Origin of the sequence: Arthrobacter sp. MP_M4, assembly GCF_035984855.1 — a bacterium.
Classification (GTDB): Bacteria; Actinomycetota; Actinomycetes; order Actinomycetales; family Micrococcaceae; genus Arthrobacter.
In genome coordinates this window covers 305,962-332,328 of the sequence record NZ_JAXCHX010000002.1, presented here as the reverse complement: position 1 = coordinate 332,328, position 26,367 = coordinate 305,962, and the positions used below count along the sequence as shown (strand labels likewise).

25 protein-coding genes are annotated in these 26,367 nt (G+C 66.4%); 8 read left to right on the top strand and 17 right to left on the bottom strand.

Annotated elements, in window-relative coordinates; translation table 11 throughout:
• The first annotated feature begins 79 nt into the window (after positions 1–79).
• On the top strand, positions 80–1,660 hold the full coding sequence (locus RCH15_RS03940; protein ID WP_326958238.1) for a sensor histidine kinase: 1,581 nt from the start codon (positions 80–82) through the stop codon (positions 1,658–1,660).
• Complete coding sequence (locus RCH15_RS03935; protein WP_326958236.1) at positions 1,657–2,379, top strand: response regulator; 723 nt, start codon at positions 1,657–1,659, stop codon at positions 2,377–2,379. The genes RCH15_RS03940 and RCH15_RS03935 overlap by 4 nt, the downstream gene beginning before the upstream one ends.
• A gap of 476 nt (positions 2,380–2,855) precedes the next feature.
• On the opposite strand, the gene RCH15_RS03930 is transcribed toward RCH15_RS03935, so the two are convergent.
• The 7 genes from RCH15_RS03930 to RCH15_RS03900 form a co-directional block, all read right to left on the bottom strand.
• Complete coding sequence (locus RCH15_RS03930) at positions 2,856–3,689, bottom strand: HpcH/HpaI aldolase/citrate lyase family protein (protein WP_326958234.1); 834 nt, start codon at positions 3,687–3,689, stop codon at positions 2,856–2,858.
• Positions 3,686–4,231: a MaoC family dehydratase gene (locus tag RCH15_RS03925; RefSeq protein ID WP_326958232.1), complete on the bottom strand. Its 546-nt coding sequence runs from the start codon at positions 4,229–4,231 to the stop codon at positions 3,686–3,688. The genes RCH15_RS03930 and RCH15_RS03925 overlap by 4 nt, the downstream gene beginning before the upstream one ends.
• Positions 4,228–4,989 carry a CoA transferase subunit B gene (locus RCH15_RS03920; RefSeq protein WP_326958230.1) on the bottom strand — a complete coding sequence of 254 codons (762 nt, stop codon included), beginning with the start codon at positions 4,987–4,989 and terminating at the stop codon, positions 4,228–4,230. The genes RCH15_RS03925 and RCH15_RS03920 overlap by 4 nt, the downstream gene beginning before the upstream one ends.
• 3 nt (positions 4,990–4,992) lie before the next feature.
• Positions 4,993–5,763: a CoA transferase subunit A gene (locus tag RCH15_RS03915; protein ID WP_326958228.1), complete on the bottom strand. Its 771-nt coding sequence runs from the start codon at positions 5,761–5,763 to the stop codon at positions 4,993–4,995.
• 39 nt (positions 5,764–5,802) lie between these two features.
• On the bottom strand, positions 5,803–6,966 hold the full coding sequence (locus RCH15_RS03910) for an acyl-CoA dehydrogenase family protein (RefSeq protein WP_326958226.1): 1,164 nt from the start codon (positions 6,964–6,966) through the stop codon (positions 5,803–5,805).
• Between the two features lie 74 nt (positions 6,967–7,040).
• Positions 7,041–9,278 carry an acetyl/propionyl/methylcrotonyl-CoA carboxylase subunit alpha gene (locus RCH15_RS03905; RefSeq protein ID WP_326958224.1) on the bottom strand — a complete coding sequence of 746 codons (2,238 nt, stop codon included), beginning with the start codon at positions 9,276–9,278 and terminating at the stop codon, positions 7,041–7,043.
• Between the two features lie 7 nt (positions 9,279–9,285).
• Positions 9,286–10,893, bottom strand: coding sequence for a carboxyl transferase domain-containing protein (locus RCH15_RS03900; RefSeq protein WP_326958222.1), 1,608 nt, complete (start codon positions 10,891–10,893; stop codon positions 9,286–9,288).
• A gap of 165 nt (positions 10,894–11,058) precedes the next feature.
• Here RCH15_RS03900 and RCH15_RS03895 point away from each other — a divergent pair, with 165 nt between their 5' ends.
• Positions 11,059–11,724: an SACE_7040 family transcriptional regulator gene (locus RCH15_RS03895; RefSeq protein ID WP_326958219.1), complete on the top strand. Its 666-nt coding sequence runs from the start codon at positions 11,059–11,061 to the stop codon at positions 11,722–11,724.
• Positions 11,725–11,860: 136 nt separating this feature from the next.
• Here RCH15_RS03895 and RCH15_RS03890 read toward each other — a convergent pair whose 3' ends face one another.
• The 3 genes from RCH15_RS03890 to pdhA are packed head-to-tail and all read right to left on the bottom strand — an operon-like array spanning position 11,861 to position 15,446.
• Positions 11,861–13,261, bottom strand: coding sequence for a dihydrolipoamide acetyltransferase family protein (locus tag RCH15_RS03890; protein ID WP_326958217.1), 1,401 nt, complete (start codon positions 13,259–13,261; stop codon positions 11,861–11,863).
• Positions 13,258–14,268, bottom strand: a complete 1,011-nt coding sequence (locus tag RCH15_RS03885; RefSeq protein WP_326958215.1) for an alpha-ketoacid dehydrogenase subunit beta — start codon at positions 14,266–14,268, stop codon at positions 13,258–13,260. The genes RCH15_RS03890 and RCH15_RS03885 overlap by 4 nt, the downstream gene beginning before the upstream one ends.
• A complete protein-coding gene (gene pdhA / locus RCH15_RS03880) occupies positions 14,268–15,446 on the bottom strand; it encodes a pyruvate dehydrogenase (acetyl-transferring) E1 component subunit alpha (RefSeq protein ID WP_326958212.1) in 1,179 nt (392 codons plus the stop codon). The genes RCH15_RS03885 and pdhA overlap by 1 nt, the downstream gene beginning before the upstream one ends.
• A gap of 195 nt (positions 15,447–15,641) precedes the next feature.
• Between pdhA and RCH15_RS03875 the strand changes: the two genes are divergently transcribed.
• Positions 15,642–16,112 carry an Lrp/AsnC family transcriptional regulator gene (locus RCH15_RS03875; RefSeq protein ID WP_326958210.1) on the top strand — a complete coding sequence of 157 codons (471 nt, stop codon included), beginning with the start codon at positions 15,642–15,644 and terminating at the stop codon, positions 16,110–16,112.
• A gap of 105 nt (positions 16,113–16,217) precedes the next feature.
• On the opposite strand, the gene RCH15_RS03870 is transcribed toward RCH15_RS03875, so the two are convergent.
• Together RCH15_RS03870 and RCH15_RS03865 are read right to left on the bottom strand one after the other, a co-directional pair.
• Positions 16,218–17,834, bottom strand: coding sequence for a solute symporter family protein (locus tag RCH15_RS03870; RefSeq protein ID WP_326958208.1), 1,617 nt, complete (start codon positions 17,832–17,834; stop codon positions 16,218–16,220).
• Entirely contained in the window at positions 17,831–18,211 is a 381-nt protein-coding gene (locus tag RCH15_RS03865; RefSeq protein WP_326958206.1) for a DUF485 domain-containing protein, read from the bottom strand. Before RCH15_RS03865 ends, RCH15_RS03870 begins: the two co-directional genes overlap by 4 nt.
• Before the next feature lie 181 nt (positions 18,212–18,392).
• On the opposite strand from RCH15_RS03865, the gene RCH15_RS03860 reads away from it, so the two are divergent.
• From RCH15_RS03860 to RCH15_RS03845, 4 genes are read left to right on the top strand one after another with little or no spacing between them, the layout of a single operon-like run.
• Positions 18,393–19,610: a sensor histidine kinase gene (locus RCH15_RS03860; protein WP_326958205.1), complete on the top strand. Its 1,218-nt coding sequence runs from the start codon at positions 18,393–18,395 to the stop codon at positions 19,608–19,610.
• A 40-nt stretch (positions 19,611–19,650) separates the two neighbouring features.
• Complete coding sequence (locus RCH15_RS03855; protein ID WP_326958203.1) at positions 19,651–20,370, top strand: LytR/AlgR family response regulator transcription factor; 720 nt, start codon at positions 19,651–19,653, stop codon at positions 20,368–20,370.
• The gene (locus tag RCH15_RS03850; protein WP_326958201.1) at positions 20,367–20,744 is read left to right on the top strand and encodes a hypothetical protein; all 378 of its coding nucleotides are present in this window, start codon (positions 20,367–20,369) and stop codon (positions 20,742–20,744) included. The genes RCH15_RS03855 and RCH15_RS03850 overlap by 4 nt, the downstream gene beginning before the upstream one ends.
• Positions 20,745–20,751: 7 nt before the next feature.
• Positions 20,752–22,218, top strand: a complete 1,467-nt coding sequence (locus RCH15_RS03845; protein WP_326958199.1) for a sodium/solute symporter — start codon at positions 20,752–20,754, stop codon at positions 22,216–22,218.
• A 6-nt stretch (positions 22,219–22,224) separates the two neighbouring features.
• Here the strand turns inward: RCH15_RS03845 and RCH15_RS03840 are convergent, their stop codons facing one another.
• The 5 genes from RCH15_RS03840 to tsf form a co-directional block, all read right to left on the bottom strand.
• Entirely contained in the window at positions 22,225–22,803 is a 579-nt protein-coding gene (locus tag RCH15_RS03840; protein WP_326958197.1) for a DivIVA domain-containing protein, read from the bottom strand.
• Positions 22,804–22,899: 96 nt separating this feature from the next.
• A complete protein-coding gene (locus RCH15_RS03835) occupies positions 22,900–23,820 on the bottom strand; it encodes a phosphatidate cytidylyltransferase (protein WP_326958194.1) in 921 nt (306 codons plus the stop codon).
• Entirely contained in the window at positions 23,820–24,377 is a 558-nt protein-coding gene (gene frr, locus RCH15_RS03830) for a ribosome recycling factor (protein ID WP_326958192.1), read from the bottom strand. The genes RCH15_RS03835 and frr overlap by 1 nt, the downstream gene beginning before the upstream one ends.
• Positions 24,378–24,490: 113 nt before the next feature.
• Positions 24,491–25,228: a UMP kinase gene (gene pyrH / locus RCH15_RS03825; protein WP_326958190.1), complete on the bottom strand. Its 738-nt coding sequence runs from the start codon at positions 25,226–25,228 to the stop codon at positions 24,491–24,493.
• A gap of 209 nt (positions 25,229–25,437) precedes the next feature.
• A complete protein-coding gene (gene tsf, locus RCH15_RS03820) occupies positions 25,438–26,274 on the bottom strand; it encodes a translation elongation factor Ts (RefSeq protein ID WP_326958188.1) in 837 nt (278 codons plus the stop codon).
• Positions 26,275–26,367: the final 93 nt, after the last annotated feature.

Below are 26,367 nucleotides of genomic sequence, written 5' to 3'. Positions count from 1 at the left end.
GTAGTAGTGGTCATATTGGTCACGGGCCGGGGCGCGATTTCGGGCCTCGGGTCGGGGGCGGAAATGGGAAGCTTGTGACATGGTTCACAGGATTCCCCTCCGCTTTCAGCTCGTGGCGCTGCAGCTCGCCATCGTGCTGGCTGTGCTGACCGCGGTGGGGGCCGTGACCATCCGGATGCAGGAACAGCAACTCAGGGACGCATACAAGGGCAGGCTGATCGGTGTGGCTGAGAGCGTGGCCCGGCTGCCCTCGGTGGTCAATGCCTTCGGGACACCGGAACCGGCGCATGTGATTCAGCCCATCGCCGAAGTCATCCGGCAGGCCTCGAATGTCACTTACGTGGTGGTGACGGACCGCCACGGGGTCCGTCAGTCGCACCCCAACCCCGCTGAAATCGGTAAGCCGGTTTCCACCGATCCTTCCGTGCCTCTCTCCGGCGAAATCTATGTCGGTACCCAGACCGGGACCCTGGGTGAGTCGTGGCGAGTCAAGGTGCCTATCTTCGACGCCGCCGGTGCCGTGATCGGTTCGGCCTCGGTGGGTGTGCTGGAAAGCACCCTGGCGCAGGACCTGTACGAGGACCTGCCGCAACTGTTCGGCTGGCTCCTCGGAGCGGCGCTGCTCGGCTCCCTCGGGGCGATGTATATCTCGAAGCTGGTGTGGCGCCGGATTTACAAACTGGAGCCGGAGGACATCGCAGCCCTGCTTGAGACCCGCGACGCCATGCTGCACGGGCTGGGCGAAGGGCTCGTAGCAGTCGACGCCGAGGGGAAGGTGGCGCTGGTAAACGACGAAGCCCGCCGGCTGCTCGATGTGGGCGAAGAGATCACCGGGCAGCTGGCCGGGGACTGCCTGGAGCCCGGGATCCGCCGGATGCTCACCGCGGGGTCAGTAACCGAGGAACTGGTGCTTTCCGGGGAACGGATCCTCCTGGGCAAAGTAAACACCGCTACGGTGGATGGCCGGGAAGTGGGAAAGGTGCTCATTCTTCGCGACCGCACTGAACTGCACACCATCCTCCGGGACCGCGACGGGGCGCTGGACGTGACCCAGGCGCTGCGGGCCCAGGCCCACGAGTTCGCCAACAAACTGCACGTGATCTCGGGTCTCCTGGAGCTTGGCGAGCAGGCCAAGGCCGTGGAGTACCTGGGCCGCAGCCACAGTGACGCAGCCTTCGTCAACCGCCCCTTGGCGGCAGGAATCACAGACCACGGCGTCCGGGCCCTGCTGATCGCCAAATCCACTGTCTGCGCCGAGCGCGGCGTGGAGATCGTGGTGGATCCGGCGTCGGCGTGCACCCCGGACGGGACTGGCGATGTCATCACGGTGCTGGGGAATCTCCTTGACAACGCTGTGGACGCCGCGGGCTATGACAGCACGGTCGCCGTCCGGCTTGATGAGGACCCCGACGGCGGATGCACCATCACGGTCGAGGACAACGGTCCTGGCGTTCCCGAGCCAGAGCGCAGCGCTGTGTTCGAAGCCGGCGTCACCACCAAACGGGCCGAGGGAATCAACAGCCGCGGCTTCGGCCTGGCACTGGTCCAGCGCGTGGCCCGGCGCCGGGGCGGCGGCGCGGCGGTGACCTCCTCCGTGTTGGGCGGGGCCTGCTTTACCGTAAAACTCAGGACAAAAGAGGCGGAACTACAACAACAATGAGCGCCATACGCACCCTCATCATCGACGATGACGTGGCAGTCGCCGGAATTCATTCAGGGTTCCTGTTGGCCCGCGGCGGCTTCGACGTCGTCAGCCTGGCCCACACCGGGCAGCAGGGCCTCGACCTGGCCTCGGAGCTGCGGCCGGAGCTGGTACTGCTGGATATCCACCTTCCTGATATGTCCGGCCTGGATGTGCTCCAGAATCTTCGCGGCCGCCGGCAGGCCCTCGACGTGCTGGTCATCACGGCGTCGAGGGAGCTGGACACGGTCCGGCGCGCAATGGCCGGCGGCGTCCTGCACTACCTGGTGAAGCCCTTCACCTCCCAGGCATTGAACGAACGGCTCGACGAGTATCTGCTTCTGCGCCGGGAACTCGCTGCAGGCGGGGCTGCCGGACCGCTGGATCAGGAGAGTATTGACCGGCTCGTGGCGCCCTCACGCCGGGCGGTCACCGCGGACCCCGGCACGGGGTCTCTCGCGGGATCCCCGGCAAGACTGCCGAAGGGGTTGTCCCGGCCCACACTGGACGCGGTCATCGAGGCACTCCAATCCAGCCCCGACGACGTCTCCGCCGCCGGGATGGCCCTGCAGCCCGGACTCTCGCGGGTCAGCGCGCGGCGCTACCTCGAGTACCTCGTGGTCCACGGCTTCGCCCGCCTCACGCCCCGCTATGGTGCGGCAGGGCGGCCCGAGAACAGGTACCTCTGGAAACGCTGAGCATGCCCATTTTTCGGGTCGGCCACGGGGCATGCCCCCTTCTGGGGTCGGCCACGGGACATGCCCACTCCTGGGGTCGGCCACGGGACATGCCCACTCCTGGGGCCGGTCACGGGACATGCCCGCTCTTGGGGCTGCGATCGACATGCTCGAACCTCGGAGTGATGCGGGTGGGCGCGAATTCCGACCGCACCCGGTACCCATTTGACGCAGACGGCCGCTATCAGGCCCGCCAAAGCGGCCAGTCGTGGCGAACCGATGACGTCCCGCGCGCCTAGCTTCCCCTGACAACCCCGGTCGCGGGCTCGAACCACCCATTTGACGCAGACGGCCGCTATCGGGCCCGCCAAAGCGGCCAGTCGTGGCGAACCGATGACGGCCCAGTTCCTCCGGCTCCCACAACGAACCATTCCGGTCCCCGGTCACCCGCAGGAGAGGCCCCTGCCGCCGCTACCCGGGTAACGCGCAGAGGCCGGCTAGCGCCCCGCTCTGCGGAGCGTGGATTCGGCGTGCTTAAGGATGGGCCCATCGATCATCTTGCCGTTGAACTGGAAAACACCGTTGCCGGCGGCTGCGGCGGCCGCAAGGAGTTCGGCGGCGGCCGCAACCTCCGCATCGGACGGCGCGTAGGCAGCGCGGACCACGGCCACCTGGTTCGGGTGGATGCAGGCCTTCGAACCGAACCCGGAGGCGACAGCGTCGCGGGACTCGACAGCGAGTCCTTCCAGGTCGGGGATGTTGACGTAGACGGAGTCGACTGCCTCCTTGCCGAAGGCCCGGGCGGCCAGCAGCACCGCGGACCGGGCGTGCAGCGCGACCGCGCGGTAGGCGCCGTCGTCCGTCCTGCTGGAGGTGCCGCCAAGTGAGGCGAGCAGGTCCTCGGCGCCCCACATGAGTCCCACCACGTTCGGCTCTGCTGCGATGGCGGCAGCATTGACCACCCCCAGCGCGGTCTCACAGAGGGCAAGGACGCTGTAGCCCTCCAGCTCCTTGAGCTGGCCAGGGCGTTCGGCCTTGGCGAGCATCACGTGCCGGTAGGGCGTGTGCTTGAGGCAGTGCAGGTCCTTCGCGAATTCGTCCGTGTCCGCGGGATTGATCCGGATGATGGTCCGGCTCGGATCCAGCTCGGGCACGTCCCCGGTGCCGCCAAGCTGGGCGAGGAGGGCGCCACGGGCGCGCTGCTTATCCGCCGGCGCGACGGCGTCCTCAAGGTCAACGATCACTGCGTCGGCGCGTTCAGATGCTTTCTGGTACCGCTCCGGGCGGTCGGCGGGGCAAAACAGCAGGGCGGGGCCCATCAAGAAGCTCATGCTTCGATTGTCCCCTTTTCAGCGGCATCTTTTGCTCCGCCGGCGTGTGCTTCCCGTGTCCACATCAGACAGCTGCGGGTGGCAAGGGCAACAACCTCGCCGTTCTGGTTCCGGCCCGTGTGCTTCATGGTGACTATTCCCTGGCCCGGGCGGGAAGATGAAAGCCGTTTCCCGGTCACCACAGTCTCCGTGTACAGGGTGTCGCCGTGGTACATGGGGTGCGGAAAGGACACGTCCGTGAGTCCCAGCTGGGCGATGATGGTTCCCTGGGTCAACTGCGGCACAGATTGCCCCACCACCGTCGCGAGCGTGAACATGGAGTTCACGAGACGCTGCCCGAACGGCTGGCCCGCACTCCAGGCGGCGTCGAGGTGCAGGGCCTGGGTGTTCATGGTCATGGTGGTGAAGAGGACGTTGTCCGCCTCGGTCACGGTCCGGCCGGGCCGGTGCGCGTAGACCACATCCTCTTCCAGCTCGTCGAAGTACAGACCGCGTTGTTCGACGATTCTCGGTTCCGCAGCGCGCAGTGGTTCGGTGGTCATACGCTCAGTTCCTGGTCTTCCTCGAAAAGTTCGGCGCCGGTGGCCGCGGCCACATCCTCGGCTGTGACGTTGGGCGCGAGTTCACGCAGCACCAGCCGCGGCTGCCCGGCGTCGGTCACGACGTCGATCACGGCGAGGTCGGTGATGATCCGGTCCACGCAGGCTTTGCCTGTCAGCGGGAGCGTACATTTCTCCACGATTTTGGGCCGGCCGTTGCGGTCCACGTGCTCCATCATCACGATCACCTTTTTGGCGCCGAAGACCAGGTCCATGGCGCCGCCCATGCCTTTGACCATCTTGCCGGGAATCATCCAGTTCGCCAGGTCACCGTTCTGGGCCACCTCCATCGCACCAAGCACCGCCACGTCCACATGCCCGCCGCGGATCATGCCGAAGGACGTGGCGGAGTCGAAGAACGCGGCGCCCTGGTTGACCGTCACCGTTTCCTTGCCGGCGTTGATCAGGTCCGGATCGACGCGGTCCTCCGTCGGGTACGGACCGACGCCAAGGATGCCGTTTTCGGAGTGCAGGACCACTTCGACGCCGGCGGGGATGTAGTTGGGGATCAGGGTGGGCATGCCGATGCCGAGGTTGACGTATTGCCCGTTGCGCAGTTCCCTGGCCACCCTGGCGGCCAGTTCGTTCCGCGTCCAGCCCTTGCTTTCGCTACCGGCGGGATGCTCGACGGCGGCGGGCCGGTATTCGTGGCGGACCGCTTCGGGACGGGGCGGGGCACCCTGCGGGCTGTTGGATTCCATGGCCTAGGCTCCTGACTGCTCGGTGGTGCTGGAGGTGGTGCGCTTTTCGATGCGCTTCTCCGCCTGCGGCGCGAGGACCACGCGCTGGACAAAGATCCCGGGGACGTGGACGTGCTCCGGGTCAAGCTCCCCGGGCTCCACTAGTTCCTCAACCTCGGCGATGGTGATTCTGCCGGCCATGGCACACAGCGGGTTGAAATTCATTGCGGTGGCGTGGAAGACGAGGTTGCCGTGCCGGTCGCCCTTCCAGGCGTGCACGAGCCCGAAGTCCGGGGTAAGCGATTCCTCAAGGACATAGTCGGCGCCGTTGAAGCTGCGCACCTCCTTGGCCGCGGAGGCAATCGCCACGTTTCCACCGGCGTCGTACTTCTGCGGCAGGCCGCCGTCGGAGACCTGGGTCCCAACGCCGGCCGGCGTGTAGAAAGCGGGGATGCCGGCGCCTCCGGCGCGCAGCTTCTCCGCCAGCGTGCCTTGCGGAGTGAGGACCACTTCAAGTTCGCCGGCAAGGTACTGCCGGGCGAATTCCTTGTTCTCCCCCACGTAGGAGCTGATGGTGCGGCGGATCCTGCCGTCCTGGAGCAGGATTCCGAGCCCCCAGTCATCAACTCCGCAGTTGTTGCTCACAGTTTCCAGGTCCGTGGCGCCGCTATGGTGCAGGGCGTCGATGAGGGCGACCGGAATTCCGCACAGCCCGAAACCGCCGACGGCGAGGGAGGCGCCGTCGGGAATGTCCGCGACGGCCTCCGCGGCGCTGGCAACAACTTTGTTGATCATCGGTGTTCCTTCCCTCGACGGTTCCGGCCAGCAGGCAGGTCAGAGCCCCAGTTCGCGGGCGATCAGCATCAACTGGACCTCTGTGGTGCCCTCACCGACTTCAAGGATCTTGGAGTCGCGGTAGTGGCGCGCCACGGTGAATTCGTTGATGAAGCCATAGCCGCCGAACACCTGGGTGGCATCCCGCGCGTTGTCCATGGCTGCCTCGCCTGCGACCATCTTAGCGATGGCCGCCTGCGTCTTGAACGGCTTGCCGGCAAGCATCCGGGCGGCCGCGTCGTAGTACGCCAGCCGGGCGGTGTGGGCCCGTGCTTCCATCCGGGCAATCTTGAAGGCAATGGCCTGGTACTTGCCGATGTTCTGCCCGAACGCGCTGCGCTCCTTGGCGTATTTCACCGACTGGTCCACGCAGCCCTGGGCCGCGCCGACGGCCAGCGCCGCGATCGCGATCCGGCCCTCGTCGAGGATGGACAGGAAGTTGGCATAGCCCCGGCCCTGGGCCCCGAGCAGATTCTCCTCGGGGACGTGGACGTTGTTCAGCGTCAGGGGGTGGGTGTCCGAGGCATTCCAGCCGACCTTGTTGTAGGCCTTCTCCGCCTTGAAGCCCGGGGTGTCGGTGGGCACCAGGATGGTGGAGATCTCCTTTTTAATGCTGCCGTCCGGACGCTCCTGCTGGCCGGTCACCGCGGTGACGGTGACCAACCTGGTGATGTCGGTGCCGGAGTTCGTGATGAATTCCTTGTTGCCGTTGATGACCCACTCGCCGCCGCCGAGCTTCGCCGTGGTTTTGGTACCGCCTGCGTCCGAGCCGGCTTCCGGTTCGGTCAGGCCGAAGCCGGCGAGCGCCTTGCCGGAGGCCAGCAGCGGCAGCCATTCCTGCTTCTGCGCCTCGTTGCCGAAGCGGTGGATCGGCATCGCACCGAGCGAGACGCCTGCCTCCAGGGTGATGGCGACGGACTGGTCCACCCGGCCGAGCTGTTCCAGCGCAAGGGCCAGGGCGAAGTAGTCCCCGCCCATGCCGCCGAATTCCTCCGGGAACGGCAGCCCGAAGAGGCCCATGTCGGCCATCTGGGACACCACCCCGTAGGGGAAGCTGTGCTCCTCGTCGTGTTTGGCAGAAACCGGGGCCACTACTTCGTCGGCGAATTCGCGGACGGTGTCGCTGAGGACCTGGTATTCCTCGCTGAGTTCGAAATCTGTCATGGGGTGACTCCTTTGTCTTTGCTGCTGTCCGACGATCTGTGTCGGGCTGGGTCGGGTGCTGAAGTTGTGGGTTGCTAGTCCGCCTCGCCCAAGGCGGGAACGGCTTCCTCCGTGGCGTCCTCGGCCGCGCTGTCCGCCGGGGGCGGCGTGGCCGGAACCGCGGGGTGGATGGTGGCGAGGACCTGGTCTGCCTTCACGAGGTCTCCGGAGTTGATGCTGATATGCACGGTTCCGGCCAGCGGCGCGACGAGCTGGTGTTCCATCTTCATGGCCTCCACCGAAAGCAGCACCTGCCCGGCCTCCACGGGATCGCCGTTGCTGACCGAGACGGACACCACAGTGCCGGGCATCGGCGAGCGTACTGCTGGGTCCGCGGCCCCTTCTTCGCGTTCGACGGCGGCCAGCACTCGTTCCAGCCGGGCCTCGCGGTCGAGAGGCTCCAACCGGCAGGACCAGCCTTCGTTGCCGATATGGATGTACTGCGGATTTCCCTCCGGCGGGTAGTCCTCCCAGACGGCGCCTTGAGCGAACCGGAGTTCCGCACCGTCAACGCCCAAGGAGACGCCGTCGCTGGAGAGCCCCAGCACCAACACCTCGTGCACCGGCCCGTTGTTGACCCGGACGGTGGCGTGGTCGAGGTCCGGGTTATCCAGCCAGGTAAGCGCCACGGTGGCCAGTCCCCCGCCCGGCATACCAAAACTCATGGTCCATGCCGCCGGTGCGCCCAGCCGCCAGCCGGTGGTGGTGTCCCAGGGGGATCCGAGCGTCGCCGGGCCCTCCGCCAGGACCCAGAACGGGATCGCCGCGGCAATGAGCTCGGCGTCGCCCGCGCGGCGGAAGGTAAAGTCCGGCATCTTCCGCTCGATCAGGCCGGTGTCTAAACGTCCGGCCCGGACATCGGAGTCGTTGATCAGCAGGCGCAGGTACTCGACGTTGGTTTCGATGCCCAGCGCCGTGTAACGGGCCAGGGCCGTGTCGAGCTTATCCAGGGCAGCCGCGCGGTCCGGACCCCAGGCGATGACCTTGGCGACCATGGGGTCGTAGTCGCTGGAGATTTCCAGGCCCGCCAGGAGGGAAGAATCGATCCGGATGTCCGGGTCGGCCGGGGCCGGGGTGACGGCGTCCGGATCATCCAGCGCACTGAAGATGGTGCCCCGTTCATCGAGGAGTACCACCTTGCCGCCCGAGGGCAGGAAGTTCTTCTCCGGGACCTCGGCATAGACGCGCGCCTCGACCGAGTGGCCGGTGAGTTCGACGTCGCTCTGGCGAACGGTGAGTTCCTCACCGGCGGCAATCCGGACCTGCCACTCGACGAGGTCGATTCCGGTGACCATCTCGGTGACAGGATGCTCGACCTGCAGGCGGGTGTTCATCTCCATGAAGAAAAATTCGCCCGGGGCGTCGTCGGAGACCAGGAATTCCACGGTGCCGGCGCCGCTGTAGTTGACGCTGCGGGCGGCCTGGCAGGCTGCCTCGCCGAGGCGGGCGCGGATTTCCGACCCGTCGGGCAGTGCTTCCAGCAGCGGGGACGGCGCTTCCTCGATGACCTTCTGGTGGCGGCGCTGCAGTGAGCATTCACGCTCGCCGAGGTGGATGACGTTGCCGTGGTTGTCGGCGAGGACCTGGACCTCAATGTGCCGCGGCGTGCTGACGAGGCGTTCCAGGAACAAGGTGTCGTCGCCGAAGGCGCTGGCCGCGACCCGGCGGGCGGTCGCCAGCGTCGCCTCGAGGTCCTCCGGCCGTTCAACGATGTGCATGCCCTTGCCGCCGCCGCCGGCGGAGGGCTTGATGAGCAGCGGGAACCCGACGCCGGCCGCTGCCTCGACCAGCTGCGTGTCCGTCATACCCGGTTCGGCGATGCCCGGGACCACCGGGACGCCGTAGCCGGTGACGTGGTTTTTGGAGCGGATCTTGTCGCCCATGACGTTGAGGGATTCGATGCCGGGGCCGATGAACGTGATGCCCGCTTTTTCCAGCGCCCGGGCGAAATCCACGTTCTCACTCAGAAAGCCGTAACCGGGGTGGACGGCCTCGGCGCCGGTGTCGCGGCAGGCCTGGAGGATCGCCTCGGTCTTCAAGTAGCTTTCCGCCGCCGCGGCCGGACCGATGCGGACGGCGACGTCGGCCTCGCGGACGTGCCGGGCGCCGGCGTCGGCGTCGGAATAGACGGCGACGGACCGGATGCCCAGTGCGCGCAGGGTACCGATCACCCGGCAGGCGATCTCACCCCGGTTGGCGACGAGCACGGTGCCGAAGAGCGCCCTGGCACCCTGCGGCGTCGGGGAGGGTGCAGTCGGTGAGGAATTTGTCACTTCTGGCTCACATCCGGAAAAGGCCGAAGGAGGTCTCCGGCAGCGGGGTGCGGGAGACGACGTCGAGCGCCAGTCCCAGGACGGTGCGGGTGTCCGCGGGGTCGATGATGCCGTCGTCCCAGAGGCGGGCGGTGGAGTAGTAGGGGCTGCCCTGGTCCTCGTACTGGGCCTTGATCGGGGCCTTGAATGCCTCCTCCTCCACGGCGGACCACTCCTCGCCGCGGGCCTCGTACTGGTCCCGCTTCACCGTGGCGAGCACGCCGGAGGCCTGGTTGCCGCCCATCACCGAGATCCGGGACGCCGGCCACATCCACAGGAACCGCGGCGAGTAGGCCCGCCCGCACATGGAATAGTTGCCGGCGCCGAAGGACCCGCCGATCACGACGGTCAGCTTGGGGACGCGGGCGGTGGCGACGGCGGTGACCATCTTGGCGCCGTTCTTGGCGATGCCGCCCTGCTCGTAGTCCTTGCCCACCATGAAGCCGGAGAGGTTCTGCAGGAAGATCAGCGGGATGCCGCGCTGGTCGCAGAGTTCGATGAAGTGCGCGCCCTTGAGCGAGGATTCGCTGAAGAGCACCCCGTTGTTCGCGACGATGCCGACCGGGTGGCCGTGCAGCTTCGCGAAACCGGTGACGAGGGTGGTGCCGTAGTGCTTCTTGAATTCGTGGAAGCGGCTGCCGTCCACGAGCCGTGCGATGACTTCGCGGACATCGTACTGGGCGTTGACGTCGGTGGGGACGGCGCCGTACAACTCCTCCGGGTCCGCCCGGGGTTCGACGGCGGTGTCGATGTCCCAGGCAGGGGCTGCCGGGCCGGGCAAGGTGGAGACGATGTCGCGGACGATTTGGAGGGCATGCTCATCGTTCTCGGCCAGGTGGTCCGTGACGCCGGAGATCTTGGAATGCACGTCGCCGCCGCCGAGTTCTTCAGCCGTGACGATCTCGCCAATCGCGGCTTTCACCAGCGGCGGGCCACCCAAAAAGATCGTGCCCTGGTTGCGGACAATCACCGTCTCATCGCTCATCGCGGGGACGTAGGCCCCGCCGGCGGTACACGAGCCCATCACGGAGGCGATCTGCGGGATCCGCGCCGCGGACATTTTTGCCTGGTTGAAGAAGATCCGGCCGAAGTGCTCCTTGTCCGGGAAGACCTCGTCCTGCTTGGGCAGGAACGCCCCGCCCGAATCCACCAGATAGACGCACGGCAACCGGTTCTCCAGCGCTATCTCCTGCGCCCGCAGGTGCTTCTTCACCGTCATCGGATAGTAGGTGCCGCCCTTGACCGTGGCGTCGTTGGAGATGACCAGAACCTGGCGGCCATGGACCAGCCCGATTCCGGCAATAACGCCGGCGCCGGGCGAGTCGTCGTTATACATGCCGTTGGCCGCCAGCGGGGCGATTTCCAGGAAGGGGCTGCCGTCATCGAGCAGCCTGTCGATGCGTTCGCGGGGCAGCAGCTTGCCGCGGGCCACATGGCGTTCGCGGGACTTTTCGGGCCCGCCCAGGGCTGCCGCGGCCAGGCGTTCCTGCAGCTCCCGGGCCAGCCCCAACTGGGCTTCACGGTTCGTAGCGAAAGCGGCGCTCGTGGCGTCCACCTGGCTGGCGATTGTCTCCATTGACTGCTTTCCGTTCTCGCACCTGCATACCGTCGGCTTGTCCCGCAGCCGTTCCGGCCAAGTCGGTTAGTACCGCATAACTGAGATTTAGGTTAGTCTCTATTAACTGTGATGTCCAACACAGGGCGGCGCATATGATGGGGTTTTCGAGTGAAGGGCGTGCCGGTGACCGAACCCAGCAGGACGAGCGGGACCACCGAACCTGCCGCATCCCTGCCTGCGGCCACCCAGCGCAGCCAGGCTAAAGAGATCCGGCGCCAGGCGCTGCTGTCCTCGGCCGCCGCCCTGTTCGCCGTCGACGGCTTCAACCGGGTGTCGTTGGAAGACCTCGGTGCGGCAGCGGGGGTCAGCGGCCCGGCGGTCTACCGGCACTTCGCCGGCAAGCAGGCGGTACTGGGGGCGCTGCTGTTGAGTGTCAGCCAAAAGCTGCTCGACGGCGGCCGGCGCGTTGTCGCGGATTCCGACGGCGCCGCCGTCGCCCTGCGCCGGCTGGTCTCCTTCCACGTCGACTTCGCGCTCAGCAACCCTGACGTTATCCGGGTGCAGGACCAGGACTTCAGCAACCTCGCCGACGAGGACCAGGCCGAGGTCCGCACCCTGCAAAGGAACTACGTGGAGCTTTGGGTCGACGTCCTGGCCGGCCTGCACCCGGATACCGAAGCAGCCGAGCTCAGGATGCGCGCCCACGCCACCTTCGGCCTGATCAACTCCACCCCGCATTCGGTGCGCAGCCACGGGCGCCGGATCGCGGTCAAGCGCGCCCGGCCGCTGCTGCAAAGCATGGCGCTGGCCGCCTTGATGGCACCGGCCTCGGCTGACCAGCCCGGCTGACCGCTCCCCCGAACCCCACCGGCCCGGCCCGGCGCGCCCAGGCCTCGACCATCCGGCCCTGCCGCACAAGAGAACTGCCGGCCAAGAGAACTGCCGGCCACCCCGAACAGGCGACCGGCAGTTGTGCAACGCGGTGCTAGACCATGGCCAGTGCCATGCCCGGATCAGACAGCATGGCGCCGAGATCCTGCAGGAACCGGGACCCCTGCTCGCCGTCCACCAGCCGGTGGTCAAAGGAGAGGCTGAGGGTCATAACCTGGCGCAGCGCCACCTCGTCCCGGTACTCCCACGGCATCTTCCGCACCGCGCCGAGCGCCAGGATGGCTGCTTCCCCCGGGTTGAGGATGGGAGTGCCGGCATCGATGCCGAAGACACCGATGTTCGTGATGGAGATCGTTCCGCCGGAAAGATCAGCCGGGGCGGTCTTGCCGGCCCGCGCTGTGTCCGTCAGTTCGGTCAGCGCTGTCGAGATCTCCAGCAGGGACATCCGGTGGGCGTCCTTGATGTTGGGCACGGTCAGCCCGCGGGGGGTGGCCGCGGCGATACCAAGGTTCACGTAGTTGTACTGGACAATTTCCTGCCTCGCCTCATCCCACCGGGTGTTGAGCGTGGGGTGGTTCTTCAGCGCGATGAGGACGGCCTTGGACACCAGGGTAAGCGGCGTGAGTTTGTAGCCGGCGAAGGCCCGGCTGGCCTTGAGCTTCGCCAGCAGTTCCATGGTCGGGGTGACGTCGATGGTGAGGAACTCCGTGACGTGCGGAGCGGTAAAAGCGCTGGAGACCATGGCGGCTGCGGTGAATTTCCGGACACCCTTGATCGGCGTCCGGGTCTCCCGGTCCCCGGGCGCGTGCCCGTTTGCGGACATTCCGGCCAGATCCCGTGATGCCACCGGCAGGTCTCCTCCGCCGACGAAGTTGCGGACGTCCTCGCGGGTGATGAGACCGAACTCCCCGGTGCCGGTGACGGACGCCAGTTCGACGCCGAGATCCTTGGCGAGCTTGCGCACCGGCGGCGTGGACCGGGGGCGTTCCGCGGCAGAAGGTACGGGCCCGACCGGTTCGATGACCGGATCGGACTCCACGACGGGGCCTGGCGCTGCCGCGAGCGCCACAGGAGCCGGCGCTGCCGGCGCCGCGGGGGCGGAGAAGCTGCGGGCGCGCCGGGCCGGGCGGCCGGAGCCTTCCAGCACGGCGCCGTAGCCGACGAGGTTTGGTTCACGCTTGGCGGGCGCGTCTGCTCCCCCACCTCCGGCGGCGCCCGGACCGCGCGCAGCACCGGCGTCCTCGCCCTCCACTTCGAAGGAGACAATCGGTTTGCCTACCTCCACCACGGTGCCGGGCTGTTCGTGCAGCGCTGTGATGACGCCGGCGAACGGCGAGGGAAGCTCGACGACGGCCTTCGCGGTTTCGACTTCCGCGATGATCTGGTTGAGCGCGACGGTATCCCCGACCGCGACCTTCCATGCGACGATTTCCGATTCAGTGAGACCTTCACCGAGGTCCGGCAACCTGAATTCCTTGATCATGGTGGCGGTCATCCTTCCAGCCCGCTCAGGGAGTTGGGGCGGCCCAGGGCGCGGTCCACGCCGTCCAGGATCCGGTCCAGGCCCGGGAGGTGGTGCATTTCAAGCTTCGAGTACGGGTACGGAACATCGAAACCGGTCACCCGGACGGGGGCCGCCTCGAGGTGGAAGAAGCAGCGCTCAGTAATGCCCGCGGCAACTTCCGCTCCGATGCCGCCGGTCTGGGAGGCTTCGTGGGTGATGACCAGCCGGCCGGTCTTCCGGACGGAGGCCTCAAGGGTTGCGAAGTCCAGCGGGGCGAGTGAGCGCAGGTCAATGACCTCGATGGAGATACCCTCGTCGGCCGCGGCGAGGGCGGCGTCCTTGGCTGTCTTGACGAGCGGGCCGTAGGCCACCAGCGTGACATCCGTGCCTTCGGTGACGACGCGGGCCTTCTCCATCGACAAGGCGGCGCCGAGGTCCAGCGCCTCGTCCACCTCGCCTTTGTCGTGGTAGCGGCGCTTGGGTTCGAAGTAGAGCACCGGATCATCCGAGGCGATGGCTTGCTGGATCATGGTGTGGGCGTCCTGCGGATTGGACACGGAAATCACCCGCAGGCCCGAGGTGTGGGTGAAGTACGCCTCGGGTGATTCGGAGTGGTGCTCCGGGGAACCGATGCCGCCGCCGAAGGGCACGCGGATGGTGATGGGCATCTTGACCGCACCCTGGGTGCGGTAGTGCATTTTGGCGACCTGGCTGACAATCTGGTCGAAGGCCGGGTAAATGAACCCGTCAAACTGGATCTCGACTACCGGGCGGTAGCCGCGGTAGGCCAGTCCGACGGCGGTTCCCAGGATGCCGGACTCGGCGAGCGGGGTGTCCACCACCCGGTGTTTGCCGAAGTCCTTTTGCAGACCGTCGGTGACCCGGAAAACGCCGCCGAGGGCGCCGATGTCCTCACCCATGAGGATGACTTTGGAATCGTTTTCCAGGGACTTGCGCAGGCCCGAATTGATGGCTCGGGCAAAGGTCATCTGTGTCATCAGCGTGCACCTTCTTCAGAAGCGGCTTCTGCGGGATCACCGAAAGAAGCCAGATAGCGGGAGTAGTGGTCCTGCTGGCGGTCCAGCGTGGAACTGGGCGTGCTGTAGACGTTCTGGAAGATATCCAGCGGCCGCGGGTCGGGCATGTTGATGGTCCCGGCCCGCAAGGCCTTGGCGACGGCGTCGGCCTTGGCGGCGACGGCGGCCTCAAGTTCGTCCGTGAGGAGTCCCTTGCGCTCGAGCAGCGACTTCAGGCGCGCGATGGGATCTTTGGCGGCCCAGTCCTCAAGCTCATTGGCGTCCCGGTACTTCGTGGGGTCATCCGCCGTCGTGTGCGGGCCCATCCGGTAGGTGACGGCCTCGATGAAGGTGGGGCCGCCGCCGTGGCGGGCGCGGTCCGTGGCGATGCGGGTTGCAGCCATCACGGCCAGGACGTCGTTGCCGTCCACCCGCATGCTGGGGATCCCGAAGCCTGCCGCGCGGTCCGCGATCTGGATGTGGGACTGCAGCCGGACGGGCTCGGAGATGGCCCAGTGGTTGTTCTGGCAGAAGAAGACCACCGGGGACTGGAAGCTGGCAGCGAATACCAGGGCCTCGTTGACATCGCCCTCGCTCGTGGCACCATCGCCGAAGTAGGCCACAGCGACCGAGTCGGCGCCGTCGTTCTGGATACCCATGGCATAGCCGGTGGCGTGCAGGGTCTGGGCGCCGATGATGATCTGCTGCGTGGCGACATTGACCGTGTAGGGATCCCAGCCGGCCAGCGCGTTGCCCCGCCAGGCTTTGACGATGTCTTCCGGATTGACGCCGCGGCAGTAGGCGACGCCATTGTCGCGGTAGCTCGGGAAGACGAAGTCGTCGTCGCGGAGGGCCCGGGCGGAACCGATCTGGGAGGCTTCCTGGCCCAGGAGCGGTGGCCAGAGCGCCAGCTCTCCCTGCCGCTGCAGGGCGGTGGCCTCGGCGTCGATCCGGCGGATGACCTCCATGTCCTCGTAGAGGGCGCCGAGCTGTTCGTCGCTGACGTCCTGCACCCACGGGTCAAACTCCGGATGGCTGACGCGCTCACCCCCGGGGGTGATGAGTTGGACGAGATCCCCGCCCGACCGCCTGTTTGATTCTGCACTGTTCCCGGGGCCCCCGGCGGAAATGCCGCCCTTGCCCGCGTCGTCGGTAAACACAGTTGTCCGCACCTTCTGACGTCGTCTGACCGGCGTCTGCAGGACTCGTGATCCCGTTGCGCGCCAGCCGCCCGGGCGCCGTTGCCCCGGATAGTTGTGACCCTACTCACAAGACTCATTGGGTACAACCACCCGGGATTAAATTGAGCATTGTGCACCCGGCGGCGCCTTTTGACCGTGCTAATCTTGCGCATTATGCAACCCTTGGATGGCACCGACACCCGCCTGCTTTCGGCCATGGCGCGGGACCCCCGGCGGACCGTGGTGGCGCTGGCGCAGAAGCTGGGGTTGTCGCGGAACACCGTGCAGGCCAGGATGGCGCAGCTGGAGAAAAAGCACGTCTTCCTCTCCTTTGAACGCCGCATCAATCCTGCGTCGTTGGGCTATCCGCTGATGGCCTTTATTTCCGTGCACGTCCAGCAGCAGAAGCTCGCCAAACTGGCGGGAGAACTGGCGGACATTCCGGAGATCCTGGAAGGGTACGGACTCACCGGCTCGGCGGACCTGCTGCTCCGGGTAGTGGCGCTCGACGCCGAGGACCTGTTCCGGATCAACGGCAAGATCCTGGCCTGCGACGGCGTGGACCGGACCGATACCGCCCTGGCCATGCGGGAGATGATTCCGTTCCGGGTCCAGCCCCTGCTGGAACGTGGCTCGGCCGAGTGAGCACATGACAAAAGCCCCCGCGCTTGTGCACGGGGGCTTGTGCCTGTCTGCCGGCGGTTGCCGCCGGCAGACACGCAGCCGGCGGCAACCGCCGGTAAACGGGGGTTAGTGTTCGGTGGCTTTCTCGGCGCCCACACCCGTAAGGGAGCGGACTTCCATTTCGGCCTGTTTGGTGGTGTCTTCCAGCTTCTTATCCAGCACCGATCCGAGCCAGCCCAGGGCGAACGCGAGCGGAATGGAGACGATGCCGGGGTTGCTGAGCGGGAAGATCGCGAAGTTGGCGCCCGGGATCATCGAGGTCTTGGCACCGGAAACCACCGGGGACAGAGCGATCAGGATAATTGCCGAGCCCAGGCCGCCGTACATGCTCCAGATGGCACCCTGGGTGGTGAACTTGCGCCAGAACAGCGAGTACAGGATCGTCGGCAGGTTGGCCGAGGCTGCGACCGCGAAGGCCAAAGCCACGAGGAACGCCACGTTCTGGCCGTTGGCGAAGATGCCGCCGACAATGGCCAGCAGGCCGATGACCACCACGGTGCGCCGCGCCACCTTGACCTCGGTGGCGGCGTCGGCCTTGCCCTTGGCAATGACGCTGGCATAGATGTCGTGGGCAAACGATGCCGCCGCGGTGATCGTGAGTCCGGCGACGACTGCCAGGATGGTGGCGAAGGCCACGGCCGAGATGAAGCCGAGCAGCAGCGGGCCACCGAGGTGGAAGGCCAGCAGCGGTGCGGCGGAGTTGACGCCGCCCGGAGCGGCCTTGATGGTGTCCGCGCCCACCAGCGCCGCCGCGCCGAAGCCCAGCACCAGGGTGAACAGGTAGAACACACCGATCAGCCAGATGGACCAGACCACGGACTTGCGGGCTTCCTTGGCGGTCGGAACCGTGTAGAAGCGCATCAGTACGTGGGGCAGGGCCGCGGTGCCCAGCACGAGGGCCAGGGCCAGGGACATGAAGTCGATCTTGGAGGTTTCAGTCTTGCCGTACTGCAGGCCCGGGTTCAGGAGGTTCTGGTTGCCCGAGGTTTCCACCGCGCCGCCGAGCAGTGCGGAGAGGTTGAAGCCGTAGATGGCGAGGACCCACAGGGTCATCACAGCCGCACCGGCAATCAGGAGCACGGCCTTGATGATCTGGACCCAGGTGGTGCCCTTCATGCCGCCGATCAGTACATACATGATCATCAGGGCGCCGACGACGACGATGACCAGCGCCTGTCCGCCCCAGTCGCTGATGCCCAGGAGCAGGGAGATCAGGGTGCCGGCCCCGGCCATCTGGGCCAGGAGGTAGAAGAAGCAGACCACGAGGGTGGAGATGGCCGCCGCGATGCGCACGGGCCGCTGCTTGAGCCGGAAGGAGAGGACATCGGCCATCGTGAACTTGCCGGTGTTGCGGAGCAATTCGGCCACGAGCAGCAGGGCGACGAGCCAGGCGACCAGGAAGCCGATGGAGTACATAAAGCCGTCGTAGCCGTTGATGGCGATGGCGCCGGTGATCCCCAGGAATGAGGCCGCCGAGAGGTAGTCGCCTGCGATCGCGGTGCCGTTCTGGGATCCGGTGAAGGACCGTCCGGCGGCGTAGTAGTCGGCGGCCGTCTTGTTGTTCTTGCTTGCCTTGACCACGATGACCATCGTGATCGCCACGAACAGGGCAAAGATGCCCATGTTCAGCAGCGTGGTGTCCTTGAGATCCGCGACGTTGACTGCGGGAACCATAAGCGTCATTTTTCTACCCCGGTGATCTGGTTGCCGTGCTTATCGAATTCGTGGCCCTCAATTTCGTGGCGGATTTCTGCGGCGATCGGGTCGAGCCGGCGATTCGAGTAACTGACGTACCACCCGGTGATGGCGAACGTGGTCACGAACTGGGCCAGGCCCATGATCAGGCCGATGTTGATGTTGCCCCAGACCTTGGTGGACATGAATCCCACTGCGTAGTCGGCCAGCAGGACATAGGCGAAGTACCAGAGCAGGAATGCAATGGCCATCGGAAAGACAAAGCTGCGGTGACGTTTGCGCAGTTCCTGGAACCGCGGCGTCGACTGGACTTCCTTGAAGTCCACGGCCGCCGTGGCGTCCGTATTTTGGGCTTCGTGACCCATCGTTCCTCCTCATTGAGAGATTTGAGTCCACACCGGCTGCCCGGGCCTGCTCCTAACAGTCCTCCGGCCAGTGTGACTGCAATCACTGTCTCCCGTGATGCGGCGTACATTCCAGCACCCCCGTGCCCTGCGTCGCTCAACGGTCGGGATGCTGCGTTCAACGGCGCGATACGCTGGGCCCATGCCCGACTCTCCCCTGTTCATCGCCGCCGCCATCGCCGTGATCGCGGCGGGGATCGCCGTCGTCGTGGCCGTGGGACTCAAGGTGCTGCGCTCCTTCCGGGAACTTGGCACCGACGCGGAGCGGGCCACCTACAAGACCCTGCACGCGGCGTCCCGCGCCGGCCAGCACCTGCGGACGGGACTGAACCCGGCGGGCGCTGCGAAGGCAAGCCGGCAGCTGCGCAGCCTGCTGGGCTGTGATGCACTGGCCATCACGGACGCCGCCGGCGTGCTCGCCTGGGACGGCGCCGGGGATGAGCTCAAACCGGCCCTGATGGAGCTCGCGGCCGGAGTGCTCGACGGCGGACACACGGCTGTGATCCCGGCCGGTGAAGTGCAGGAACTCGCCTGGCGCAACGGTTCCGCGGCGGTCCGGCCGGACGTGGAACGTGCCGCGGTGATCGCCCCGATCAAGGCCGGAACCCGGGTGGTGGGCGTTGTGGCGGCCTTCGCCCCCGCGGCCGGCGCGGGCTTGGTCCGGGCCACCAGCGAGGTGGCCGACTGGGTGGCGACGCAGGTGGAGCTGGCCGAACTGGACGCCTCCCGCACACTCCTGATGGAAGCCGAGGTGCGCGCACTCCGGGCACAGATCAGCCCGCACTTCATCTACAACTCACTGAACGCGATCGCTTCCTTCATCAACACGGACCCCGTCCGGGCCCGGGAACTTGTGGTCGAGTTTGCCGATTTCACCCGCTACTCCTTCCGCCGGCACGGTGATTTCACCACCCTGGCCGAGGAACTGCGCTGCATAGACCGCTATTTGTTGCTGGAACGGGCCCGGTTCGGCGACCGCGTCCAGGTGAGCCTGCGGATTGCTCCCGAGGTCCTCAGTACCGTCATCCCGTTCCTGAGCCTGCAACCTCTGGTGGAAAACGCCGTCCGGCACGGCCTCGAGGCCAAGGAGGGGCCCGGCCATATCACCATTACGGCCAATGACTCCGGGGCGTTCGCTGTGGTCACCATCGAGGACGACGGCGTGGGCATGGATCCGGAGCAGCTGCGGGCAGTCCTTGCCGGCCACAGCGACGGCGACCACGTCGGGCTGCATAACGTCGACGCCCGCTTACGGCAGGTCTACGGCGACGACACGGGGCTGGTGATCGAGACGGCGCCCGGGGAAGGCACCCTGATCACCATGCGGGTGCCCAAGTCCCAGCCCCGCCACGACGCGTGAGCAGGCCCGGCCCAAATGCGCGCGGCAGTACGCTTGACCCATGATTAACGTCCTCGTCGCCGACGACGAGCTGCCCGCAGTCGAGGAACTGGCCTTTCTGCTCGGCCGGGATGACCGGATCGGCATCATCCACCGCGCGTCCTCGGGAGCCGAGGCCCTGCGCGCCCTCGCATCCGAAGAGGTCGACGCCGTCTTCCTCGACATCCACATGCCCGCACTCTCAGGCCTGGACATCGCCCGCGTCATCGCGCGCAGCAGCAAGCCGCCCGCCGTAGTCTTCGTCACGGCGGATGAGGACTGCGCCCTGGAGGCCTTCGAGCTGGCCGCCGTCGACTATCTGCTCAAGCCCGTCCGCGCCGAGCGCCTCGCCAAATCGATCGGCCGGATCAGTGAGCTGCTCAAGGACGGAGCGCCCCGCCCGGAAATGATCACCGTGGACCTCGGCGGGACCACCAAGATGATCCGCCGCGAAGACGTCACGTACGTCCAGGCGCAGGGTGACTACGCCCGGCTGCACACCGCGGACGCGAGTTACCTCATCCGCGTCCCGCTGGCCGACCTGGAACAGCAGTGGGCGGCCGCGGATTTCCTCCGCATCCACCGTTCCTACCTCATCGCACTGAACCATGTCAGCCATATGAAGCTTGCCGCGGCCCGGCCCAGCGTCACCGTGGCGGGGGCGGAACTGCCCATCAGCCGCCGGCACCTGCCGTCGGTGCGGGAAAAGCTTGAGGCGACCCGGATCCGGCCCCAGGCATGACGCGCGTCCGCGTCACCGCCCCCCGCAATACCGCCCCGCAGGGCGGCCTGCCCCCGGCCGCACGGTCGGCGGCTGACTCGCGCGAAGCTGCCGAGGAGTCCGACGCCGGCCAGGTGTTCGTCCGGTCGCTGATCCGCTCGCAGTTGCGGCTCGCGGTGGTGGTGGCCGCGGGATTCCTGCTGATCCTGGTCGCGTTCCCGCTGATGCTGGGACTGGTCCCCGGCCTCGCGGGGTCCACGATTGCGGGACTGCCTTTTGACTGGGTCCTGCTGGGTATCGGGATTTATCCGGTGATCGGGCTCAGCGCCTGGTTGTACATCCGGACGGCGGCGCGGAACGAGTCCCGCTACCGTGACCTCGTTGGGGACAAGTGAGGCATCCGTGAACCCGGTTGTGGGCATCGCTGCCTTCGCCGCCGTTTCACTGGCAACGGCGGTGATCGGCTTTTATGGCCTGCGGATCTCGCGCACCACCGGGGACTTCTACGTGGCCTCTCGGACGGTCCGGCCCTGGTGGAACGCCTCGGCGATCGGCGGTGAATACCTGTCGGCGGCTAGTTTCCTCGGCGTCGCCGGGCTCATCCTGCTCTCCGGCACGGACGCCCTGTGGTTTCCCGTGGGGTACACGGCCGGTTACCTGATGCTGCTGCTTTTCGTCGCCGCCCCGCTCCGCCGCTCGGGGGCGTACACCATCCCGGATTTCACCGAGGCGCGGCTCGATTCCCGGGTGGTCCGCAGCGTTACCAGCGTCGTTGTCGTGATGGTCGGCTGGCTGTATATCGTTCCGCAGCTTCACGGCGCGGCGCTGGCGATCCGGATCACCACCGGGCTGCCGGCCTGGGTGGGCATGGTGGCGGTGGTCGCCGTCGTCTGCGTCACCGTGGTGTCCGGCGGCATGCGCTCCATCACCTTTGTCCAGGCGTTCCAATACTGGCTGAAACTCACGGCACTGGCCATCCCCTTCGTTTTCATTGTCCTGGTGCTCTCGGACGCCGGCACGCCTGCCGTGGCCGCCGCGTCTGCGAACCCCACAGGGGCCGCTCCCGCCGGGTTGTACGCCAATATTTCACTGTTGGTGGCCCTGCTGTTTGGCACGCTCGGGCTGCCCCACGTCCTGGTGCGGTTCTACACCAACCCGGACGGGCAGTCGGCCCGCCGGACCACCCTGATTGTCCTGGGGTTGCTGTCAGTGTTCTATTTGTTCCCGACGGCGTACGGATTGCTGGGCCGGATGTTCGCCCCCGGACTGGCGCAGAGCGGGCAGGCCGATGCCCTGGTGCTGGTGCTTCCCGGTGAACTGGTGGGAGGGGTCGCCGGTGATCTGCTGTCCGCCCTGGTGGTGGCGGGGGCGTTCGCTGCTTTCCTATCCACGACCTCCGGGCTGGTGGTCTCGCTCGCCGGAGTCATCAGCCAGGACCTCCTGGGCGGCAGTGTCAAAGGCTTCCGACGGGCGGCGGTGTTCTCCGCGGTGGTGCCGTTGGGGATCGCATCCATGACGGGTTCGCTGGCGCTGGCCGGCAGCGTGGGAATGGTGTTTGCGTTTACAGCATCAACACTGTGTCCGGTGCTCTTGCTGGGCATCTGGTGGCGCGGTCTTACCGACGCCGGCGCCATTGCCGGCATGGCGACCGGCGCGGTGCTGTGCGGCGGAGCGATGGCTGCGGGGCCCCTTATGGGGACCGGCAGCACGCCGGCGTGGCTGGCGCAGCCGGCGGCCTGGACGGTGCCGGCCGCGTTTGCTGTGATGGTGCTTGTCTCCCGCGCCACCCGGGCGCGCGTGCCGCGGAACATCACCCGGCTGATGACGCGGCTGCACACACCGGAACGGCCGCTCGTCACCGAACGGTAGCGTCGCTCAGTCGATGGCGGCCATGAGTTCAACGGCGCGGTCCAGGAACGCGTCCACCTGGTTTTCCTCGTAGCCGTCCTTGCCGACCGCGGGTCGGAAGATCGCGCGGCGGATATTGTCCACGCTCAGCGGCTTGCCTTTTTCGAGGTAGCCGATCAGTTCGTGGCAAAGATCGTCAACGTCCGTGGTGTTGTAGCTGCGGGCTTTGGCCTTGGACGGACGCCGGAACCGCTCGCCGTCGCCGCGGTGCAGCCGCCCACGAAGCACCCCGGCGATCTGGCCGATCTCCCGGAGCCAGGCTTCCTTCCCGCGTTCGGCCACGAGTTCATCACGTTCCCGCAGGGCGAGGGCATCCTCGAGCCGGTCGAGGGCCGCATCGACGCCCCCGGCAGCGTAGCCGCCCTTGACGGGGTCGAAGGAAACGGCCCTGACGTCCGCGCTTTTGACGGCCCCGGCGGCGGACCCTGGTGACTCGAAGGACAGCCGCGCGCGCTGCATGAACTGGTCCACCTGCTTGGCGTTATAGCCGTAAAGGTTGGGCTGCACGCGGTCAAAGGAAGCAGGAATCTGCCGTTGGATGTCCACTGTTACTGTTGTTTCCTTCAATGCCGTTATGCCGATCGGCCGGGTTGCCGGGGTTGCCGGCACCATTCTAGGGCCGCAGGGTGCATGAGGGCTGGCTCACACGGCGGCGAAAAGTGAGCAAAGGATGAAGGCCACCGGGGAGGCGAAGACGATCGAGTCCAACCGGTCCATGACCCCGCCGTGGCCGGGCAGGATGCTGCTCATGTCCTTGATGCCAAGTTCGCGCTTGACCATGGACTCAGCGAGATCTCCGGCGGTGGCTGCGGCCACCATGCCCACGGCGAGTCCTGCACCCCACCACCAGGGCTTGTCCAGCAGGAAGATTGCGGCCAGCACGCCAACCGCCGTAGCGCCTGCGATGGAACCGGCGAAGCCTTCCCAGCTCTTTTTGGGACTGATCTTCGGTGCCATCGGGTGCTTGCCCAGCGAGGCGCCAACGAGGTAGCCGAACGTGTCGTTGGCGACCACCAGCAGCAGCAGGGTGGCGATCTGCCACGCTCCGGGGGGGATAACGCCGTCGGGCCATAGCCCCACCGGCGTCTCGCCCGAGGGCGTGTGCAGCGGCAAAACAGCGAAGCTGATCATGAACGGGACCCAGGCCAACGTGAAGACGCCGGCGAAGATGCTCCGTGCGGATCCGGCGGCACCCTCGAGGGACCGCCAGATCAACGCCGCGACGCTGCTGAGCATCATCGCAAACAGGAAGCTTTCCAGGCCGCCGAAGTAGGCGGCAACGGGCATCGCGACCGTGCCGGTCATGACAGGAATGATGGGCAGCCGGGTGCCCGAGGTTTCCAAAGCACGGAAGACTTCCCAGACCCCGAAAACCCCGAAAGCGGTAACGATCAGCACGAAACCCAGCGGGAGGAACAGCAGGCCGCCGAGAACGACGACAAGCATGCCGAGCCCCACCGCGATGGCGGCGGGCAGGTTCCTGCCGGCTTTCGGCGTCGGGTTTCTCCGCTGTTTGCCCCGCACCCGGACGCCGGCTCCGGGGTCCCCCTGTTCCTGCGCCATCAGACCTCGAGCAGCTCGGCTTCCTTGCGCTTGAGCAGTTCATCGATGCCGTCGACGTGGGCCTTGGTCAGGGCGTCGAGTTCCTTTTCGCCGCGGCTGCCCTCGTCCTCGCCGGCTTCGCCGTCCTTGACGAGCTTGTCCAGGGTTTCCTTGGCTTTGCGGCGGATGTTGCGGATGGACACCTTGGCGTCCTCACCCTTGGTCTTGACGATTTTGACGTATTCCTTGCGCCGTTCCTGCGTGAGGTCCGGGATGGTGATCCGGATGACGTTGCCGTCGTTGGAGGGGTTGGCGCCGACCTCGGAATCGCTGAGCGCACGTTCGATGTCGCGCAACGCGGTCTTGTCGAACGGCGTGATCAGGATGGTGCGCGCATCCGGAATGGCGAACGAGGCCAGTTGCTGCAGCGGCGTGGGCGAACCGTAGTAATCGACCAGGACCTTGTTGTACAGGCCCGGGTTGGCGCGGCCGGTCCGGATCGAGGCGAAGTCTTCCTTGGCTACTTCAACCGCCTTGTCCATCTTTTCCCCGGCTTCGAGCAAGGTTTCTTCGATCACGATCTCTCCTCAGAAATTGGTGCAACCTCCGCTGGCGGGGGGCGCTGTGGTTTTCCGGCCGCCGGCAGCAGGCTGCGGGGCACGGAACTGTCCTGAAAACATCCTAGCTGTTGCTAGGGGGTGACTACGGTGCCGAGCTCCTCGCCGCGGATGGCCCGGGTGACGTTGCCTTCGCCTTCCATGCCGAACACCACCATGGTGAGGTTGTTGTCCTTGCACATGGTCATGGCGGTCTGGTCCATCACCCGGATGTCACGGCGCAGGGCCTCGTCGTAGCTGAGGTGGTGGAGCTTCTCGGCTGTGGGGTCCTTCTTGGGGTCTGCGGTGTAAACGCCGTCGACGCCGCTCTTGGCCATGAGGACGACGTCGGCGTGGACCTCCATGGCACGCTGGGCGGCAACGGTGTCGGTAGAGAAGTAAGGCAGTCCGGCACCGGCACCGAAAATTACGACGCGGCCCTTTTCCATGTGGCGGATGGCGCGGCGCGGAATGTACGCCTCCGCGACCTGGCCCATGGTGATGGCGCTCTGGACGCGGGTTTCGACGCCGGCCTGCTCGAGGAAGTCCTGGAGGGCAAGACAGTTCATGACCGTGCCGAGCATGCCCATGTAGTCCGCGCGTGAGCGGTCCATACCGCTCTGCGACAGTTCGGCGCCGCGGAAGAAGTTTCCGCCGCCGACGACGATCGCGACCTCGACATCGGGAACTGCTGCGGCGATCTGCTTGGCTACTCCGCGGACGGTGTCCGGGTCGACGCCGAGCTTCCCGCCGCCGAAGACCTCGCCGGAAAGCTTGAGCAGGACTCGGCGTCGGCTCTTTTTTGGCTGGGCTGAAGTGGTGACGGTTTCCATGGTGCCTTCCCGTTGGTGAACTCTGAAAAAGGGTATCGTGCCGGGGACCGAAGGCGTGATTCCGCCGGGCCCCGGATCTGACCGGGCGAGCTTCCGAACGCAGGCTCCGGGAAGGGGTGTCCGGGGATATCCTGCGCGCATGCAAAAGGGGCGGCCACCGCAGTGACCACCCCCTCAGCGTGCCAAGTCAGTTGCTGGCTGGTGTCTGGCTAGGAACCGACGCGGAAACGCGTGAACGCGGTGCCTTTGACGCCGGCCTCTTCGAGGACCTGCGCAACAGACTTTTTGGAATCCTTGGCAAATGCCTGATCGAGCAGGACCTCACCCTTGTAGAAGCCGGTGACACGGCCTTCCACAATTTTGGTCATTGCTGCTTCGGGCTTGCCTTCAGCCTTGGCAGTCTCCTCAGCGATGCGGCGCTCGGACTCAACGAGGTCGGCCGGCACATCCTCGCGGGAGAGGTAGTTCGGGGACATCGCGGCAACGTGGACGGCGACGTCGTGAGCTGCGGTGGCAGCGGCTTCGCCCTCTCCATCAACAGCGAACAGGACGCCGACCTGGGCCGGGAGATCCTTGGAGGTCTTGTGCAGGTAGGCATCGACCGTTGCACCCTCGACGCGGGAGATGCGGCGGACAACGACCTTTTCGCCCAGAATGGCGCCCTCTTCGACGACCATTTCGGAGAGCGGCTTACCGTCAACGTCCGTGGCGAGCAGGGTCTCGAGATCGGCAGCGCCGGACTCGACGGCGACGGCCAGGACCTTGTCGGCGAACTGGATGAACTTGTCAGCCTTCGCCACGAAGTCGGTCTCGCAGTTGACCTCGATCATTACGCCGACGCCGCCGTCGACCTTGGCGGCAACCAGGCCTTCCGCGGTGGAGCGGCCTTCACGCTTGGTAGCGCCCTTCAGGCCCTTGATGCGGATGATTTCGATGGCCTTCTCGGCGTCACCGTTGGCCTCGTCGAGAGCCTTCTTGACATCCATCATGCCGGCGCCCGTGCGCTCGCGCAGAGCCTTGATATCAGCGGCAGTGTAGTTCGCCATGTGAACCCCTCTGTCTAGAAATTTTGTGTGGTGTACGGACTGACAGGACGGCAGCCCACGTCCAGTGGGCGGCCATCCTGTCAGTTCCCCTAC

What these genes read in the sequence shown, in the direction of transcription:
- RCH15_RS03875 (WP_326958210.1), top strand. Translation starts at nt 15,642, where the DNA reads ATGCAACCCTTGGATGGCACCGACACCCGCCTGCTTTCGGCCATGGCG.
- RCH15_RS03865 (WP_326958206.1), bottom strand. Translation starts at nt 18,211, where the DNA reads ATGGGTCACGAAGCCCAAAATACGGACGCCACGGCGGCCGTGGACTTC.
- RCH15_RS03930 (WP_326958234.1), bottom strand. Translation starts at nt 3,689, where the DNA reads ATGAGCTTCTTGATGGGCCCCGCCCTGCTGTTTTGCCCCGCCGACCGC.
- RCH15_RS03850 (WP_326958201.1), top strand. Translation starts at nt 20,367, where the DNA reads ATGACGCGCGTCCGCGTCACCGCCCCCCGCAATACCGCCCCGCAGGGC.
- RCH15_RS03855 (WP_326958203.1), top strand. Translation starts at nt 19,651, where the DNA reads ATGATTAACGTCCTCGTCGCCGACGACGAGCTGCCCGCAGTCGAGGAA.
- RCH15_RS03910 (WP_326958226.1), bottom strand. Translation starts at nt 6,966, where the DNA reads ATGACAGATTTCGAACTCAGCGAGGAATACCAGGTCCTCAGCGACACC.
- RCH15_RS03860 (WP_326958205.1), top strand. Translation starts at nt 18,393, where the DNA reads ATGCCCGACTCTCCCCTGTTCATCGCCGCCGCCATCGCCGTGATCGCG.
- RCH15_RS03890 (WP_326958217.1), bottom strand. Translation starts at nt 13,261, where the DNA reads ATGACCGCCACCATGATCAAGGAATTCAGGTTGCCGGACCTCGGTGAA.
- RCH15_RS03915 (WP_326958228.1), bottom strand. Translation starts at nt 5,763, where the DNA reads ATGATCAACAAAGTTGTTGCCAGCGCCGCGGAGGCCGTCGCGGACATT.
- RCH15_RS03835 (WP_326958194.1), bottom strand. Translation starts at nt 23,820, where the DNA reads ATGGCGCAGGAACAGGGGGACCCCGGAGCCGGCGTCCGGGTGCGGGGC.
- pyrH (WP_326958190.1), bottom strand. Translation starts at nt 25,228, where the DNA reads ATGGAAACCGTCACCACTTCAGCCCAGCCAAAAAAGAGCCGACGCCGA.
- RCH15_RS03900 (WP_326958222.1), bottom strand. Translation starts at nt 10,893, where the DNA reads ATGGAGACAATCGCCAGCCAGGTGGACGCCACGAGCGCCGCTTTCGCT.
- RCH15_RS03870 (WP_326958208.1), bottom strand. Translation starts at nt 17,834, where the DNA reads ATGACGCTTATGGTTCCCGCAGTCAACGTCGCGGATCTCAAGGACACC.
- RCH15_RS03940 (WP_326958238.1), top strand. Translation starts at nt 80, where the DNA reads ATGGTTCACAGGATTCCCCTCCGCTTTCAGCTCGTGGCGCTGCAGCTC.
- RCH15_RS03885 (WP_326958215.1), bottom strand. Translation starts at nt 14,268, where the DNA reads ATGACACAGATGACCTTTGCCCGAGCCATCAATTCGGGCCTGCGCAAG.
- RCH15_RS03925 (WP_326958232.1), bottom strand. Translation starts at nt 4,231, where the DNA reads ATGACCACCGAACCACTGCGCGCTGCGGAACCGAGAATCGTCGAACAA.
- tsf (WP_326958188.1), bottom strand. Translation starts at nt 26,274, where the DNA reads ATGGCGAACTACACTGCCGCTGATATCAAGGCTCTGCGCGAGCGCACG.
- RCH15_RS03920 (WP_326958230.1), bottom strand. Translation starts at nt 4,989, where the DNA reads ATGGAATCCAACAGCCCGCAGGGTGCCCCGCCCCGTCCCGAAGCGGTC.
- RCH15_RS03935 (WP_326958236.1), top strand. Translation starts at nt 1,657, where the DNA reads ATGAGCGCCATACGCACCCTCATCATCGACGATGACGTGGCAGTCGCC.